General features: G+C 60.5%; 3 protein-coding genes. All 3 read right to left on the reverse strand.

The features are described 5' to 3' along the window. On the reverse strand, nucleotides 1-196 hold a 196-nt coding region (locus A3730_RS22910), incomplete at its 3' end, for a sulfite exporter TauE/SafE family protein (protein WP_197477584.1). Further along, the gene (ccoS, locus tag A3730_RS22915; RefSeq protein ID WP_063520860.1) at nucleotides 186-437 is read right to left on the reverse strand and encodes a cbb3-type cytochrome oxidase assembly protein CcoS; all 252 of its coding nucleotides are present in this window, start codon (nucleotides 435-437) and stop codon (nucleotides 186-188) included. The genes A3730_RS22910 and ccoS, both read right to left, overlap by 11 nt. Then, nucleotides 416-958: HAD-IC family P-type ATPase (locus A3730_RS22920; protein ID WP_156501313.1), on the reverse strand; the 543-nt coding region annotated here is incomplete at its 5' end. The genes A3730_RS22920 and ccoS, both read right to left, overlap by 22 nt.

The following is a 958-nucleotide window of genomic DNA, read 5'->3' on the forward strand; positions in this document are numbered from 1 at the left end:
CGCAGTAGGTGCCGACGCGGCCCAGCCCGAATAACAGCTGCCACCCCCACAGGGCCACCCCCTGACGCCGGGCTTCCGGGATGGAAAAGGTCAGCGCGCTGCTGATGCCTCCGCACATGCCAATGCAATGGACGGAGCCGGCACTGGCGATCAGGGCGGCACTGGCAATCAGGGAGGCAAGGGCTTCAATGGTCATCGCGAGGGCTCGATGGTGAATCCTGGGTGCTATCTGTTTTATCTGAACTGTCAGCGTGGTGCGGTTCTTTTGGCGCCTGTGTTCTAGCCTGCTTGCGCTGCTCCCTGTCTTCGAACACAACTCGCCAGGCCGCGTTATCCAGATCATCAAATTGATCCTTGCGCAGCGCCCAGAAGAGGGCAGCAATGGCTCCAGCCAGGAACAACAAGGCTAGCGGTATCAGCAGGAAGACAATTTCCATCGAGTCACCCGGGTGGCGTTGAATGTGACCAGAAGCGAGCTGGCTGACATGCCCAGCGCTGCGGCCCAGGGCGGCAGCAAACCACTGACAGCAAACGGGACGGCAAGGATATTGTAAAGCAATGCCCAGGCCAGATTTTGCCGGATGGTGCGCTGACAAAGCCGGGAAAGGCGAGGTAGGGCAGGAACCGCGTTGAGCGTGTCATGAAGTAGGAACAGTCCAGCCGCCCGCTGGGCCAGACTGGTCGCATTTCCAGTCGCAACGGAGACCGAGGCGGCGACCATGGCCTGGGCATCATTGATGCCGTCACCGATCATCATTTGCGGCGCACTGCTTTCCAGTTGCTCGAGCCATGCGGCTTTATCAGCAGGCTTTTGCTGGTAGCGCCGCTCACGGATTTCCAGCTGATCGGCGACTGCGTTCACCGCCTGGGCATTGTCACCACTGGCCAGTCGCGAGGTGATACCAAGGCCTGTCAGGGCTTTCACCACGGCGCTTGCCTCTGTGCGAACTGGGTCCTG

The organism is Alcanivorax sp. HI0044 (assembly GCF_001634945.1).